General features: G+C 55.2%; 12 protein-coding genes. 3 read left to right on the plus strand and 9 right to left on the minus strand.

Annotated features, from left to right (window positions below; all coding sequences use genetic code 11):
- Positions 1–8: 8 nt before the first annotated feature.
- Together lplT and aas are read right to left on the minus strand one after the other, a co-directional pair.
- Positions 9–1,202, minus strand: a complete 1,194-nt coding sequence (gene lplT, locus ABIB59_RS12305) for a lysophospholipid transporter LplT (RefSeq protein ID WP_039077114.1) — start codon at positions 1,200–1,202, stop codon at positions 9–11.
- Positions 1,195–3,354, minus strand: coding sequence for a bifunctional acyl-ACP--phospholipid O-acyltransferase/long-chain-fatty-acid--ACP ligase (aas, locus tag ABIB59_RS12310; RefSeq protein ID WP_039077115.1), 2,160 nt, complete (start codon positions 3,352–3,354; stop codon positions 1,195–1,197). Before aas ends, lplT begins: the two co-directional genes overlap by 8 nt.
- 616 nt (positions 3,355–3,970) lie before the next feature.
- On the opposite strand from aas, the gene galR reads away from it, so the two are divergent.
- Complete coding sequence (gene galR, locus ABIB59_RS12315) at positions 3,971–4,978, plus strand: HTH-type transcriptional regulator GalR (RefSeq protein ID WP_039077116.1); 1,008 nt, start codon at positions 3,971–3,973, stop codon at positions 4,976–4,978.
- Here the strand turns inward: galR and ABIB59_RS12320 are convergent.
- The 5 genes from ABIB59_RS12320 to ABIB59_RS12340 all read right to left on the minus strand — a co-directional run bounded on the left by ABIB59_RS12320 (position 4,975) and on the right by ABIB59_RS12340 (position 9,366).
- On the minus strand, positions 4,975–5,424 hold the full coding sequence (locus ABIB59_RS12320) for a GNAT family N-acetyltransferase (RefSeq protein ID WP_079498509.1): 450 nt from the start codon (positions 5,422–5,424) through the stop codon (positions 4,975–4,977). The genes galR and ABIB59_RS12320 overlap by 4 nt on opposite strands.
- Positions 5,421–6,194 carry a GntR family transcriptional regulator gene (locus tag ABIB59_RS12325; RefSeq protein ID WP_039077118.1) on the minus strand — a complete coding sequence of 258 codons (774 nt, stop codon included), beginning with the start codon at positions 6,192–6,194 and terminating at the stop codon, positions 5,421–5,423. The genes ABIB59_RS12320 and ABIB59_RS12325 overlap by 4 nt, the downstream gene beginning before the upstream one ends.
- A gap of 68 nt (positions 6,195–6,262) precedes the next feature.
- Positions 6,263–6,580 carry a PTS sugar transporter subunit IIB gene (locus ABIB59_RS12330; protein ID WP_071193774.1) on the minus strand — a complete coding sequence of 106 codons (318 nt, stop codon included), beginning with the start codon at positions 6,578–6,580 and terminating at the stop codon, positions 6,263–6,265.
- Between the two features lie 9 nt (positions 6,581–6,589).
- Positions 6,590–8,017: a glycoside hydrolase family 1 protein gene (locus ABIB59_RS12335; protein WP_071193773.1), complete on the minus strand. Its 1,428-nt coding sequence runs from the start codon at positions 8,015–8,017 to the stop codon at positions 6,590–6,592.
- Positions 8,018–8,028: 11 nt separating this feature from the next.
- Entirely contained in the window at positions 8,029–9,366 is a 1,338-nt protein-coding gene (locus tag ABIB59_RS12340; protein ID WP_039077121.1) for a PTS sugar transporter subunit IIC, read from the minus strand.
- A gap of 295 nt (positions 9,367–9,661) precedes the next feature.
- Between ABIB59_RS12340 and ABIB59_RS12345 the strand changes: the two genes are divergently transcribed.
- Positions 9,662–10,714, plus strand: a complete 1,053-nt coding sequence (locus ABIB59_RS12345; RefSeq protein ID WP_108700691.1) for a LacI family DNA-binding transcriptional regulator — start codon at positions 9,662–9,664, stop codon at positions 10,712–10,714.
- Between the two features lie 103 nt (positions 10,715–10,817).
- Here the strand turns inward: ABIB59_RS12345 and lysA are convergent, their stop codons facing one another.
- Positions 10,818–12,080, minus strand: a complete 1,263-nt coding sequence (lysA, locus tag ABIB59_RS12350) for a diaminopimelate decarboxylase (RefSeq protein WP_354035623.1) — start codon at positions 12,078–12,080, stop codon at positions 10,818–10,820.
- Between the two features lie 116 nt (positions 12,081–12,196).
- Between lysA and ABIB59_RS12355 the strand changes: the two genes are divergently transcribed.
- Entirely contained in the window at positions 12,197–13,123 is a 927-nt protein-coding gene (locus tag ABIB59_RS12355) for a LysR family transcriptional regulator (protein WP_039077124.1), read from the plus strand.
- Here ABIB59_RS12355 and ABIB59_RS12360 read toward each other — a convergent pair.
- Positions 13,120–13,812 carry an aspartate/glutamate racemase gene (locus tag ABIB59_RS12360; RefSeq protein ID WP_354035906.1) on the minus strand — a complete coding sequence of 231 codons (693 nt, stop codon included), beginning with the start codon at positions 13,810–13,812 and terminating at the stop codon, positions 13,120–13,122. The genes ABIB59_RS12355 and ABIB59_RS12360 overlap by 4 nt on opposite strands.
- Positions 13,813–13,862 lie beyond the last annotated feature (50 nt).

Below are 13,862 nucleotides of genomic sequence, written 5' to 3' on the forward strand. Positions count from 1 at the left end.
CCTGTCTCTTAGCGGCGGCGTTGCCAAATCCACAGTGCCGCAATTGCCAGCGCAAACAGTACGCCGAACCCGACACCGACACCAACCACCGGCACACCCACTTTGACCGCCAGGGAGTAGAGTCCCAGCATCAACAGCATGGCGGTGTTCTCGCCGAGATTCTGTACCGCAATAGCGTTTCCTGCGCCAACAGAACGCTTACCCCGCTCCTGCAACAGCGCATTAAGTGGCACTACGAAAAAACCACCCAGCATGCCGATAAGCATTAAGATTCCATAAGCCGGAAGTACTGCATGTTGTAACGAAAAGAAGGTTACTGCCACGCCAATCAAAATCCCGGCAGGCATACAACGCGCCACCGTCTCAAGCGTAACCAGTTTAGCGGCAAGCCCGGCCCCCACCACAATGCCCACCGCCACCATGGCATTGAGATAAGTCGGCGTGGCGTTATCCGTAATGCCCAGCGCAACGGGCACCCACAGTACCAGCAGAAAACGCAGCGTTACCCCCGCGCCCCAGAACAGGCTGGTACCAACCAGTGAAAAACGCGTCTCGCCATTACGCCACAACAATGAACAGGCAGAGAAAAAACTGCGCGTCATCGGGGTGAAACGCCAGGACTGCCCCGGACGCGCAGCCGCCAGGCGTGGAATCATCAGGTTTGCCGCCACCGCGCCTGCGTAGACCAGCGCACAGACGCCCAGCGAAGCCAGCACGTGCCAGTCAGCCAGAATACCGCCCGCCATGGAACCCAACAGGATCGCGGCAATCGTTGAGGACTCCATCAGTCCGTTCGCTTTAACCAGTTTATCGCCGGTTGTCAGTTCACCCAGGATACCGTATTTCGCCGGGGAATAGGCCGCCGCTCCCACGCCCACCAGGGTATAGCCGATGAAAGGGTTGATGCCGATGCAAATGCTGGCCGCCCCCAACAACTTGAGGCCGTTGGCGACCATCATCACGCGCCCTTTGGGGAAGCTGTCGGCGATCTGCCCGACAAAGGGGGCAAAAAGGATGTAAGCGCCCACAAACACCATCTGCAGGATCGGTTGACTCCAGTCGGGGTAGAACTCCGCTTTCAACAGCGCCAGGGTGGCAAACAGCAGCGCATTATCACCAAAGGCCGACAGGAACTGGGCGACAATGACCGCTTTCATCCCCTTCGACCACAGTGAAGTGTTAGTGGGTACTGACTCATGCATTTTGGGTTTCCGCCTCTTCAACCATGCCTTTTAACGTCACAAAGTCAGGCTTCCCGCTGCCCAGTAACGGCAACTGTTTGAGGAAGCGTATATCGCGCGGAACCGCCAGTTCCGGCACGCCTTGCGCACGCGCCTGCTGCTGGAGTTTCTCGCGCGTCAGTTGTTCATCGGTGGTGAACAGGACCAGCGCCTCGCCTTTGCTGGCGTCGGATTTGATCGCCGTGGCATGCATCTTCTCAGGCGATACCGCCAGCGCCAGTTGCTCCACCATCTCCAGCGAAATCATCTCACCGGCAATTTTGGCAAAGCGTTTGGCACGGCCCTGAATCTGCACGAAGCCTTGCTCATCAAAGCGCACAATATCGCCCGTGTCATACCAGCCGCTTTCCAGCTCACCCTGGGCATTTTCTGCCGCAGGCGCTTCCAGCACGCCGGGGTTCTCCACGCGCAGATAACCGTTCATGATGTTCGGTCCTTTCAGTTGCAGCCGGCCACCGTCATCAATACCCGGCACTTCAAGCAGGCGCGCGTCCATACCGGGCAGAATACGCCCAACGGTACCGGGCTTCGCCGCCATCGGCACGTTGATTGACACCACTGGCGCACACTCTGTTACCCCGTAGCCCTCCAGAATGCGCAGACCAAATTTGTCCTGCCAAAGCTGACGGGTGCTGTCCTGGAGCTTTTCAGCCCCTGCTACCACATAACGCAGGCGGAAAAAGTCATACGGATTGGCGAAGCGGGCGTAATTCCCCAGGAATGTCGATGTGCCGAACAGCACGGTACAGTTCCGGTCGTACACCAGTTCCGGCACAATGCGATAGTGCAGCGGGCTTGGGTAGAGGAACACTTCTGCCCCGGTCAACAGCGGCGTAAACAGCCCCACCGTCAGACCAAAAGAGTGGAACAGCGGCAGCGCCGACATAAAGCGATCATTGGCGGTGAAATCGGCAATGGTGCGGATTTGCTCGACGTTCGCCAGAATACTTTTATGACTGTGGACAACCCCTTTCGGATTGCCCTCAGAGCCGGAGGTAAAAAGTATGATCGCCGCATCTTCGGGTTTTTGCGGCACCTGCGCCAGACGTGGCATCAGCACGCGGCTAAAGATCCACAGCTTATCTTCCAGCGTGACGCTGCCTTTTAAATCTTCCAGATAGACCCAGCGCACCTGGGTTAGCTGTTCCGGCAGATGCCAGAGCTTCCCTTTGTCCATAAAGGTACGCGAGGTAAATACCGTTTTGATTTCCGCCGCGGTAATGGCGCTGGTCAGCCCTTTAACACCAGCGGTGTAGTTCATCATCGCCGGAACGCGCCCGCGGGCGATGGCGCCAAAAATCACCGCGGCGCTGATACCGGCGTTCGGCAACATCAGGCCGATTTTCTCACCCTGCACCGTGTATTTGTCGAGAATACGGGCGACAAACAGTGTCTTGGTCAGCAGCTTACGGTAAGTGTCCGGGGTGAAATTAATGTCTTCTACGCAGTGCTTGCCTGCGCCGTAACGATATTGTGCGGCAAGGAAGGCGTCGAATAAGGTTTCGCGCGGACGCACCGCCATGCGGGCTTCCATCATAATCTGATGCAGCATCTCTCCGGCAATTTTACGGCGGTCGCGGGCGCGCGGCGCTTCCGGCATTGGCAGTTGCGTTGGCGGCAGAACATGCAGATGAATCTGTGGGAATAACCGCTGTTTAACCAGCCCTTTCAGACGGCTGAAAAAGGTCAGCTCCGCCCCCTCTATACGCAGCGGTACGACGGTTGCCGCCGACTTCGCCGCCACAAACCCCGCACCATCGTAGATTTTCATCAGCGAGCCGGACACCGAAATGCGCCCTTCCGGGAAAATCACTACCGGACGCCCTTCGCCAATCAGGCGGACAAGGTGTTTGACGGACATCGGCTTCGTCGGATCCAGCGGCACAAAATCGATGATCGGTTTAAGCCAGCGCATGTACCACTGCTGGCTGATGGAGGTATAAACCGCAAAGACCGGGCGAACAGGAAGAAAGAGCGCCAGCAAAATCCCATCGATAAAGGAGACATGGTTGGGGACAATCAGCACGCGCTCGCCGTGCAACGCCTGTGTATTGCCCGTGAGTCGCACACGGAACAGGACGCGAAAGAGGCCACGAAAAAAGCCAAATAACATTTCAACTCCTTTTGTTAGTCAATTCGACAGGTTATGAATAAATTGTGGCAGATTACACGAGAAGTGGGGGGCGGCGAAATGCGGGCGAAAAAAAACCTGCGCATCCGCGCAGGTTGGTGCAAGAAATTAAGTACGAAATGCGTACCGAAATAATCACCAATCAATACCTCTGGGATCTTGATTGTGGCTGGCGGCGCGTTAGCTCGCCAGCAGTAAAAAGCAAGCGAATGAGCCTAAGTGCAACGAGGTGTTTCTAATCATCCAGCTTGTTACACATTGACTTAATGGCAAAAAAAAACCTGCACATCTGCGCAGGTTGGTGTAATTCAAGTGTTCAACCCTCAGGTTGACTTCACCTATCAATACCTCTGGGATTGCTACTGTAGCAATCCGGCCAAATGCTCCTCCAGCAGACAATAGAAACAGCCTATCGCAAAGTGTAACTAAAGGTTCGAACTGTATATTTCCGGATATATTTTCCATGTAACGTTTTCACGTCATTTCGCCGCGTCAGTTCACGTTTGCGGAAAGTGCCCTGGCGACAACCTTGATTAGCCAGCGCATTCCCGTAACATAAGTGGGTGTGTAAACGCTTACCCCTAAATGAAGGTGCTCAATGGCGACAATAAAAGATGTAGCCCGGCTTGCAGGTGTCTCTGTCGCTACAGTCTCTCGCGTAATTAACGACTCCCCAAAAGCCAGCGAAGCCTCACGGCTGGCGGTCCAGACCGCCATGGAGAGTCTGAGCTATCACCCCAACGCCAATGCCCGAGCGCTGGCGCAGCAGTCGACGGAAACGGTTGGTCTGGTGGTCGGAGATGTCTCTGACCCTTTTTTTGGCGCCATGGTAAAAGCGGTTGAACAGGTCGCCTCCAGCACTGGCAACTTCCTGCTCATTGGCAACGGTTATCACAATGAGCAAAAAGAACGTAATGCGATTGAACAATTGATTCGCCACCGCTGTGCGGCACTGGTTGTCCACGCCAAAATGGTGCCGGATGCTGAGCTCATTGCGTTGATGAAACAGATCCCCGGCATGGTACTGATTAACCGCATTCTGCCCGGTTTCGAACAGCGCTGCGTGTCGCTGGATGACCGCTACGGTGCCTGGCTGGCAACGCGCCACCTCATACAACAGGGCCATACCCGGATAGGCTATTTGTGTTCCAACCACGCGATTTCCGATGCCGAAGACCGCCTGCAGGGTTATTACGACGCCCTCAAAGAAAACGGTCTGCCGTGTAATGAGCGTCTGGTCACCTTCGGCGAACCGGACGAGAGCGGCGGTGAACAGGCAATGACCGAACTGCTCGGGCGCGGCAAGAATTTTACGGCGATCGCCTGCTATAACGACTCGATGGCAGCGGGCGCAATGGGAGTGCTTAACGATAATGGCATTGCTGTGCCAGATGAGATCTCGCTGATTGGCTTTGACGATGTGCTGATATCACGCTATGTCCGCCCGCGGCTGACCACGGTGCGCTATCCCATCGTGACGATGGCGACACAGGCAGCGGAACTGGCACTGGCGTTGGCAGAAAACCGTCCGCTCCCGGATGTCACGCATGTGTTTAACCCGACGCTGGTAAGACGCCACTCGGTCGTGACGCCGCAGGACAACTAGAGGGTAAAGCGATAGAGGTGGACGGTCGTGTCCGGGTAATCGAGGCCGTCGCCGATATAGTGCCAGCCAAAGCGCTCATAAAAATCACGGCAGGCGGAGTAAAGATGAAGCTCGCTAAACCCCATTTCCCGCGCAGACTCAATCACATGCTGCTGTAAAGTACGCGCCAGCCCCTGCCCGCGTGCGGACTCATCAACATAGAGCGCCGCCAGCCAGGGGAACAGATCCTGGCGGCTTATCAAATCGCAACGCCACAACCCTACGGTGCCAAGCAGCGTATCGTCATCCACCAGCACAAAGGTTAGCGGCAGATTGCCCGGCGTCTGGCTGTGGTCAATAATGCTTTCGAAGAACGCGCGCGGCAGCGAGTCACCAAACTCGCGCCAGAGCCACTCGGTCACCTGTTCAGCATGCTGTGGCGCGTCGTATAACGGAACCACTTTCACATTAATTTCCCCTGAAAAATCGGTACGGATTCAAACAGATAGCCGTCAAAATCCGGGGCATCCTCGTCCGAGAGCTCCAGCAAACTCTTTTTTACGTTTTCAAGATGCTGCCACATGGCCTGCCAGGCGCCCATCACATCGCGACGACGCAGGGCAGCGAGTAGTGTCTGCCTGTCGCCAAGCCATTTCAGCCGATAAGGACGGCTGGTAATGTGCACGTTGAACTGCTGCCACAGCGGGCTGCTGTCCATGTGGTGCCAGACGCTTTCTACTGTTGCCAGTAGCATCTGGTTTTGCGAAGCGCCCGCCAGCACCAGATGAAACATTTTGCTGTTGTCCTGGCTGGTGTCGTTCAGGGCGATCGCGCGTTGTTCCTGTTCGAGGATGCGGCGCAGGTTATCGATATCCGCCCGCGTCGCCATTTTGGCGGCAAAAGCGGCGATGTTGCTCTCCAGCAACTGACGAGCCTGCAATATTTCAAACGGGCCGACATCACTGCTGAGAAAGCGCTCTTCTTCGTTTTCATGCTCCTGAGGAATACGCATCACATAGACGCCGGAGCCCTGGCGAATGTCGACAGTGCCCTGGAGTTCAAGCATTAAGAGAGCTTCACGGACAATAGTACGGCTGACGCCATACTTTTCGGCAATATTGCGCTCAGGCGGAAGGCGGGATCCCACAGGGTAATGCCCCTGGATTATTTGCGCGCGTAAATCTTCGCCAATCTCCTGGTACTGTTTTTTTTCCGGCGGGATTACAGCTTTTTCCACAATATCACCATCACCTGTACAGACCTGTAGTTGAAGCTCAGGCCGGAGAACCCCGGCCTTTGGGCGCGCTATCTTACCAAATTTAGTGCCTGATCGAGAACTTTCGCGCCATTTAAGGTGCCATATGCCACCGGATCGATCACATCAATAGGGATAGCGTATTGGTCGGTAAGTTTCTTATTTTCCGCGAGCTTAAAGCGAACCTGCGGCCCCAACAGTACAGCGATAATCTCGCCGCTGTGGTTGTCTAATTCATCGCGTAGCGCCTGCTCAGCGATGGCATAGATTTTCAGTTCAAGACCGCGCTCGGCGGCGTTTTTTTCCATCTTTGTGACCACCAGTGATGTAGACATCCCGGCAGAACAACACAGGACAATACGTTTCATCACAGCTCCTTATTTCCATTCATCATCAAAAGAGATCGTAAGCTGGCGTTCGTCGCTTAACCGGCGATACCAGGAGAGCGACTTTTTCGCCCGCCGGTCACGGTTGTGGTCCAAATCGATCTCCACCAGCCCGTAGCGATTTTTAAAGGCATTCATTGGCGATACGTTGTCCGTAAACGCCCAGAGCATATAACCGTGACAGTTGGCGCCATCCTCCCGCGCGCGCAACGTCTGGTACAGATGCTCACCAATAAATGCAATGCGGTAATCGTCTTCAATCACCCCATCGGCATTGCGGAACTGCCCTTCGTTCTCAACCCCCATCCCGCTTTCCGCCACAAACCACGGGATGTTGCCGTACTCGTTTTTAATCCGCATCGCCATGTCATAAATGATAAACGGCCCAATTTCCCAGCCGCGCGACTTATTCATGCGCCGCCCCGGTAGCTCAAAGGGTTCGTAGTAATAAGCCGGGTGGAACGGCGTGTCGGGGTGCCAGGCGCGGGAAGGAGCTTTTACCCGATGCGGGTAATAGAGGTTAATGCCCAATTCATCCACGGTATTTTCACGAATGATCGCCAGTTCGTCGTCGGTGTAGTCCCAGCTCACCTGATGCTTCTCAAGCAGGGTAAACAGCTCCGGCGGGTATGCCCCTTTTACCATTGGGTCGAGGAAGACGCGGTTATAAAAGAGATCATACATGGCTGCCGCATGGACATCGTGCGGCGCACGGGAGCGCGGATAGGTCACTTCCGGGTTCAGAATGCACCCCACCGTTCCCGCGTACCCTTTCTCGCGAAACAGTTTCACCACTTTCGCCGTGGCAAGATTCTTATGGTGATTCCACTGCATCCAGGTGCTGGTGTTCTGCTCATACGGCCAGCGCAGCGCATCCAGATAGACTCTGGTTTGCACCACGATGGGCTCGTTAAAAGTGAACCAGCGCGTCACTTTTTGGTGAAACCGTTCAAAGACCTTTTCGACGTAAAGCAGATAGAGTTCGACCACTTTTTTCGATGCCCAGCCACCGTAGGTTTCCAGCAGGTAACCGGGCAATTCGTAATGTTCAAGGCAGATCATCGGCACAATGCGGTTACGCGCCATCTCGTCAAAGAGCTGGTCGTAATAGGCCGCATACTCTTCATCCACGACGCCATTTTCATAGTCGGTCAGAAAGCGCGACCAGTTAATGGAGGTGCGGTAGTGGGTCAGGCCAGCCTGCTTCATCAACTGTACGTCTTCGCGAAAACGGTGATAAAAGTCAGTCGCCACCGCCGGGCCATAGCCCTCATGCCAGACCTGCCTGTCGTTTTTGTACCAAAGATCGGGCCATGAATCCTGCCCCTCTTTTTTGCCGCTCCAGCCCTCGGTCTGCCAGGCTGACGCCGCCGCACCAAGCATAAACGACGGCGGGATGGTGAGTGTTTTCGTGCTCACGTCAGGCTCCTTTAGGCATTTTTCGCCATGTCAGTGGATTCAGCCTGCAGTTGCGCCTGCTCCGCACGGCGGGATGCAATCTTCACAAAAGGCAGGTAAATAAGGATCGAGGCCAGGATACACACCAGTTGTGTCACTACCGCCCCCATCGAACCGGCGGTGGAAAGCCAGGCGTTAATGAGCGGCGGCGTGGTCCAGGGCACCATCACCACGGCCTTGCCCGCAAAGCCGGTAACCGTAGCAAAGTAACCGATTGAGCCGGTCACCAGCGGGGTGATGATAAAGGGGATCGCGAGGATCGGATTGAGCATGATCGGCATGCCGAATATCACCGGTTCATTGATATTGAAGATGCCAGGGCCGATGGAGAGCTTGGCGATCTCTTTCATCTCTTTGCGTTTGGTGGCAATCATCACGGCGATCAGCAGGCCAATGGTCAGACCGGAGCCGCCGATACTCATATACACATCCCAGAACGGCATGGTGATGATATTCGGTACCTCTTTACCCTGCTCAAATGCGCTCATGTTGACCGTGATCGCACCGAGCAGCAGGGGTTCGCGGATCGGCTTGATCATCTGGTTGCCATGAATGCCGATAACCCAAAACAACTGAGCGACAAACATCAACAGCAGAATACCCGGCAGGCTTTGCACCACGCGCTCTAACGGCTGTTGCACCACCTGATAAACAGCATCATAGAGGTACATGCCGGTGATCTGATGGAAGACAAAACCAAAAGTCGCGATAACCGTGGTGGTGATAATGGCGGGGATCAATGCAGAGAACGAGGCCGAGACGTTAGGCGGCACTGTATCCGGCATTTTGATTTTCAGCCCTTCACGGTTCTCCAGCCAGCAGTAAATCTCAACGGAGAGAATCGCGATAAACATGCCGAGGAACAGGCTACGGGTATCCGAGAACTGGCGCAGCAGCACATCTTTTACCACGTGCATTTGGCCATCGACCAGCATTTCCACCGTGGTTGGCGTCACGCAAATAAAGCAGATGACCGCCAGCAAACCGGGGAACAGGGTTTTGATGCCGTTAATACGACCAAGCTCAATACCAATCAGGAATACCGCGCCGATATTCAAAAAGTTGAGCGTGGCGTAGTTGATAGCGCTGGTAATTGGCTTGAGCGCGGCCAGGAACGATAGCGCGTCAAAGCTGGCGAGGCCGTTTTTCGGATCCAGCACCATATTGGAGATAAGCACGGAGAAGGCGCCGACGATGATGACCGGCATCAGGGTAATAAACGAAGCCTTGATCGCCATAATGTAGCGATAGCTGTTGAATTTGGTCGCGAAGCTACCCAGAGAATCGATTAACTTTTCCTGTAGAGCCATTAGAGGTACCTCAGTAAAAGGGCTTTTTATCGTGTCAGGTATACAGCTCAATACCTTTTGGCATACCAAAAATAGCTACCGCTGGAAAATAGTTCTGTGATTAAGGTCGCAACGCGGCATCTGGTATTCCAGATTTGCCATATTTAGCAAATTTGGCATACCACCCTAAATAAACCAGGGTTTTCTTCCCGTTGCATCAAAAGCGTGATCGGCCCGGTTATTGTCTCTCCCTTGCCCCGCTGCGCTTTGATGAATGTGATAAAATAGCGGCCTTCATGTGATACAGGATCAGGTCATGGCGACAATGCTGGATGTCTCACTGCGCGCGGGTGTCTCCAAGGCTACGGTATCGCGCGTGTTGAACGACACAGGTCAGGTAAAAGAGAGCACCCGTAAACGGGTTTTTCAGGCGATGGAAGAGCTGGGCTATCGGCCTAATTTTCTTGCCCAGTCGCTGGCAACCCGCACCAGTAATAACATTGGCCTGGTGGTTTCCAGTTTTAACGGTTTCTATTTTGGCCGCCTGTTACAGCAGGCATCGCGCCAGGCGGAAGCCTATGGCAAACAGCTCATTGTGACCGACGGGCACGATGCCCCGGAACGCGAAGAATTAGCGGTGCAAATGCTGGCCGACAGACGCTGCGACGCCATTATTCTTTACACCCGCTTTATGAGCGAGAAAGCGATTATCCGCCTGATCGATACCACCCCGATGCCGCTTATCGTCATTAACCGCGAAGTGTTTCAGGCCCACGATAAATGCGTTTTTTTTGAACAGCAGGATGCGGCGTTTCAGGCGGTGGATTATCTGATAAATCAGGGTCATCACGATATTGCCTGTATCACCGCCCCTATCCACACGCCAACCGGCAAAGCCCGCCTGATGGGATATCGCAAGGCGCTGGAAAAACACGGTATTCGCTGGGATCCGGACAAAGTGAAATACGGCGATTCAACCATGTCGCGCGGCTATGAACTGTGCCAGGAGATCTTACAAGAGGGCATTAAAGTCAGCGCGCTGTTTGCCTGTAATGACGATATGGCGCTGGGCGCGTCTAAGGCGCTGCATCAGGCGGGGTTACGTATTCCGCAGGATATTTCACTGTTTGGCTTCGATGATGCCCCCAGTGCCCGTTGGCTGGAGCCGGGGCTGTCGACAGTCTATCTACCGATTGACACCATGATCACCACCGCCATCGATCAGGCTATGCGGCTGGCGAACAAAGAATCGATCGAAGCGATCCCACCGTTTACCGGCACCCTGGTGCTGCGTGATTCAGTCGCCCCCGGGCCATTTTTCCCGGATGCGGCGGCGCCTGATCCGGGCGACCGATCGCACCAACCGTAGCCCCGGTAAGCGTCAGCGCCACCGGGGTTATTCCCGGATGCGCCTTATTCGGGTTACGTTTTGAAAACCGTTGATACCCTCGCCCCTCGGGGCGAGGCAGGACTTATACCTGCTCCAGCGCCAGCAGTTCTTCAATGGTCTGACGGCGACGAATCAGCCGTGCAACGCCCTTATCAAACAGCACCTCCGGCAGCAGCGGACGACTATTATAGTTCGACGACATCGAGGCACCATAAGCCCCGGTATCATGCAGCACAAGGTAATCCCCTGGCGTCACGGCAGGCAGTGCGCGGGTTTCGACTTTACCGCCCTCCTGCTGGGTAAACACATCGCCAGACTCGCACAGCGGCCCGGCCACCACGGTATCGATACGCGGCACGGTGGTTAAATCACGCCCGTCCGCCGCCAGTGCGGTAATGTGGTGATAGCTGCCGTACATGGACGGGCGCATCAGATCGTTAAAACCAGCGTCAATCAGTACAAAGTGGCGGCTGCCCATCTCTTTCACGCTGCGCACCTGTGCCACCAGCACCCCGGACTCCGCCACCAGGAAGCGTCCCGGTTCGATCTCCAGTTTTACCGGATGACCCAGATGTTTCGCCACCTGTTCACGTGCGGCATTCCACAGGCTGTAATAGTGGTGCGTATCCACCCCTTCCTCCCCTTCATGATAAGGAATGGAGAGACCGCCGCCTGCCGAAATAGCCTGCAGATCCTGGCCAAATTCCACCACCTGGCGCACCATCGCACCGCACACCTGTTCAAGGTGGCCGTAATCCACCCCGGAACCAATATGCATATGAATGCCGATCAGTTTGAGGTTAAAACGCTGCATCACTTCCAGCGCGGCAGGCAGGTCACTATACCAGATGCCGTGCTTGCTGTTTTCGCCACCGGTATTGGTTTTCTGGCTATGGCCATGACCGAAGCCGGGGTTAACGCGCAGCCAGACCGGGTGACCGGGCGAAACCTGCCCCAGTTGTGCCAGCATATCCACTGACCCGGCATTAACCGGAATGCGCAGCTCGCTCACGCGGACCAGCGTCGCGTCATCAATCACGTCCGCCGTGAAAACAATATCCTCCGGATGCGTTTTCGGGTCGTAACCTGCGGCCAGCGCACGCTCAATTTCCCCTAACGACACGGAATCCACCTTCACACCCTGCTCACGCATCAGGCGCAGGATATGAATGTTCGAGCAGGCTTTTTGCGCGAAACGGATCACATCAAACTGCGTCAGGCGGGCAATCTGGTCGCGAATAATTTGCGCGTCATAAACCCAGACCGGGCAGCCAAATTCAGCAGGCAACCGAAGAAGATTAGCGGCATTAAGGTCGGTTGTGGTTTGTGTCAGTGGGCGTGGCATAACAGACTCCGAAAACGTTTTTTTATGATTACGCCACAGGGCAGGAGGAATAAAAAATATCGTTTTATCGTGAGTCTATGCAAAAATGATATGGATTCTCTTACCAGGATGCCGCCATGCCCGCCGTAAACTTACGCCACATTGAAATTTTTCATGCCGTGATGACCACCGGGAATTTGACGGAAGCCGCTCAGTTGCTGCATACCTCGCAGCCTACCGTCAGCCGGGAGCTGGCGCGCTTTGAAAAAGTGCTGGGGTTGAAGTTATTTGAACGCACGCGTGGGCGTCTGCATCCTACGGTGCAAGGGTTACGTCTTTTTGAGGAAGTACAGCGCTCCTGGTACGGGCTGGATCGCATTGTCAGCGCCGCCGAAAGCCTGCGTGAATTCCGCCAGGGTGAGCTGTCGATTGCCTGCCTGCCAGTCTTTTCCCAGTCATTTTTACCGCTACTGTTGCAGCCTTTTCTGGCCCGCTACCCGGACGTTAGCCTGAATATTGTTCCGCAAGAGTCGCCGCTGCTGGAAGAGTGGCTCTCCGCCCAGCGTCATGACCTGGGGCTGACGGAAACAATCAGCACGCCTGCGGGGACGGAGCGCACGCCGCTACTGACTTTTAACGAAGTGTGTGTCCTGCCGGAAAACCACCGACTGGCGCATAAAGCACAGCTTACGCCAGGAGATTTTCATGGCGAGAATTACATTAGCCTGTCGCGCACCGACAGCTACCGGCAACTGCTCGATGCTTTGTTCAATGAACATCAGGTGAAACGCCGTATGGTGCTGGAAACGCACAGCGCGGCGTCAGTCTGCGCGATGGTCCGCGCCGGGGTGGGAATTTCGGTGGTCAACCCGCTGACCGCGCTCGATTACGCCGCCAGCGGGGTGGTAGTGCGCCGTTTTAGTATTGATGTTCCCTTCACGGTGAGCCTGATCCGCCCGTTGCATCGCCCCTCTTCGGCGCTGGTCGAGGCATTCAGTCGCCATTTACAAGAGGCGATGCCGTTGATTACCGGTCCACTGAACGCAGTGCTGAACGCCGTTTAAGAGAGCATAAACGTTACGGCATCGGCGGCATGCAGGGCAGCCGTATCAAATACCGGGATCGGCGACTGATCTTGTGAAACCAGCAGGCCAATTTCAGTGCAACCGAAAATCACCCCCTGCGCCCCCTGCTCCGCCAGTTGCGCAATCAGACTGACATAATAGGCACGCGAAACATCGCTAAACGTACCGAGGCAAAGTTCTTCAAAAATAACCTGATTGACCCGCACGCGGTCTGACTCCCCCGGAATCAGCGTCTCAATACCAAACGCGTCACTCAGACGACCACGATAAAAATCCTGCTCCATGGTGTAGCGGGTGCCAAGCAGCGCCACTTTGGATTGCTTCTGCGCCACTATCGCCCGCCCGGTGGCATCGGCAATATGTAAGAAAGGCACATCGCAGCGTGCTTCAATCTGCCCGGCGATTTTGTGCATCGTGTTCGTACACAGCACGATACCCTGCGCACCGGCGTTTTGTAGCCCGACGGCCGCATCGGCCAGGATATCCCCGGCCTTTTCCCATTCGCCGCTGCGCTGGCACTCTTCAATCTCATGAAAATCTACGCTGTGCAGCAGCAGGCTGGCAGAGTGCAGACCACCCAATTGCGCCTTCACCCCTTCATTAATCAGGCGGTAATACGGAATGGTAGATTCCCAGCTCATGCCACCCAACAGTCCAATCGTTTTCATCATTCATCTCCCTCTGAGTAAGCACACAGTCAAGCAAACTCAGGGGGGAG

Source organism: Citrobacter sp. UYEF32 (genome assembly GCF_040546205.1).
Lineage (GTDB): Bacteria > Pseudomonadota > Gammaproteobacteria > Enterobacterales > Enterobacteriaceae > Phytobacter > Phytobacter diazotrophicus.